Origin of the sequence: Corynebacterium sp. HMSC05E07, from assembly GCF_001807225.1 — a bacterium.
GTDB classification, from domain to species: Bacteria; Actinomycetota; Actinomycetes; order Mycobacteriales; family Mycobacteriaceae; genus Corynebacterium; species Corynebacterium singulare.
On sequence record NZ_KV788230.1, the window covers coordinates 21,875 to 23,661 of the forward strand.

The window sequence follows — 1,787 nt, forward strand, 5'->3', positions numbered from 1 at the left end:
CGGGCCGAAAGGCGCGTTTAAGAACCGGACATCTGCATATCGGACGTTGAAAGGGATGGAGGCGATGCACTCATTGCGGAAAGGACAAGGCGCGATGTTTGCCTACGGGCAACCGAACCCGGACGCGGTGATCGTCAACCAGGTCTTCGAGACGGCCTAACAACGCCCACACGCAGCGGCCACCAGGGAATGAGAAACTGAGTCTTCGCTGCTCTGCCCCCAACTTTGCAACAACACCTCCCCTGAAACTGCAGGTTGGAATGAAGCAAAATCCAAGGGGGTTTCGGATACCGGAAGCCTCCACAACCAGATTGTGTTTCACCCGCTATCTCAAGTCGCCCGAGTTAAGCCTAGTTGGAACTTGGAGGATTGGCGCCCTGATGTTGGACTTCCTAGAACAATAGCCGAACGATGTAATCTGGGTGGGGGAGACGACTAACCATACAAACCCGTGCTAAAACAGCAAACATGTGTTGAGGAGGGTGGCATTGATGCGTAAACAGAAAAGCGCAGCCTACTGGTGGAGCGTTAGTGTCGTTGTAGTGCTGTTCATCGCAACGCTTGTAATCAATTATCTAGCAGGACTAAGTGCTGATGAATCATACTTTGGAGCACATTGGTGGCATCGTCTGGCGTGGGTTACGCCACTGTTGTTCTTGGCTTCTTTGATTTGGGCCTGGTTCGAGCACAGGAAGGTACATCGCTATCCGCAGTGACCCATATTTAGTAGCGTCGGGCGTGAATGGGAAGGAAGCCTTTGCGCTTGGGTGAAAGATGCTTTTTGCTCTAGGGGAGTGTCGATCCTGCTTTAGCCAATTGGATGACCGGGACTAACACTGTTAGAGCGGTGTATTACAGGCGTCCGGAATATGAACAGGTCAACAGGTACGTTTTGTCCTGTTGACCCCCCCAACTACAACCATTCAATCGGCATCCAAAAAGGCCAAATCTAGCCCAAGCGACACGCCGAGCCAGACACACATTTTGACCCTTAACCGGCATTTCGTGTGGAGCGTTCGCCGCGGTTTCATGGGGCAGCCTTGGGTGATGCCTTGATCCCGATACAGAAACCCACATAGGCGCTATTGACAATCATTTCCTATTGCTTTATCCTTATATAACCTCGTGTCAACCGCACCGGACGATTGCAAGCAACCCCGGAAGGCACAGTTTTGAAAAGCAATTTCGCCCATAGAATCACGGTCGTGACTCTCGCAGTAGCAATTCCACTCACCGGCGGCCCTATTGCCGATGCTGTCGCCTCGCAATCTCTTGCCTCGACTCAGGAAGGCGTCAACCAACAACTAGATAAGATTGGCACACCAGAATGGAACTCCGACATCCAGAAGCTCAAAGAGCCAAGGGCGCATCGAGGAAACCAACCATTCAGAAACTGACACCGAAAGATCCACTAGTTATCGCATCAATGACCCACAAACTGGTAATCGGGTGGGCGATTTCACTGTGGTAGAACCAAAATTTGCAGATCGCATCGGCGGCAAATTCGACCATGGAACCCCAGCTATCGACTTCAACCAAGACGACCAAAAGGCCCTCAAAGCCGGCTGATCAGCGGCAGTGGGCGCAATGGCAGCTGCATGGGCAGCAGCACTTTCCGAAACAGTCTGAATCCGTCCTCTCTGCAGGAGCAATTGCCTTCGTCGGCGGTACTGCCGCTTACTACCTGTCGAAGAATGGGATCTGCTCAAACAACAGAAATCTAGTCGTCAATATGAAAAGGCAAGCACACTGCGAATTGAAGCGTCCTGGGTTTAGTTCCTACCTCA

Annotated in this window: 3 protein-coding genes and 1 pseudogene; all 4 read left to right on the top strand. The window is 51.9% G+C overall.

Annotated features, from left to right (window positions below; translation table 11 throughout):
- Positions 1-160: pseudogene (locus HMPREF3149_RS13885) on the top strand (IS6 family transposase); the annotation flags it as partial.
- A gap of 48 nt (positions 161-208) precedes the next feature.
- Positions 209-439 carry a DUF2599 domain-containing protein gene (locus HMPREF3149_RS12995; RefSeq protein WP_083280802.1) on the top strand — a complete coding sequence of 77 codons (231 nt, stop codon included), beginning with the start codon at positions 209-211 and terminating at the stop codon, positions 437-439.
- A 766-nt stretch (positions 440-1,205) separates the two neighbouring features.
- Complete coding sequence (locus HMPREF3149_RS13345) at positions 1,206-1,397, top strand: hypothetical protein (protein WP_141741470.1); 192 nt, start codon at positions 1,206-1,208, stop codon at positions 1,395-1,397.
- Positions 1,398-1,480: 83 nt separating this feature from the next.
- The coding region (locus tag HMPREF3149_RS13740) for a hypothetical protein (protein ID WP_210385424.1) at positions 1,481-1,787 on the top strand (307 nt) is incomplete at its 3' end.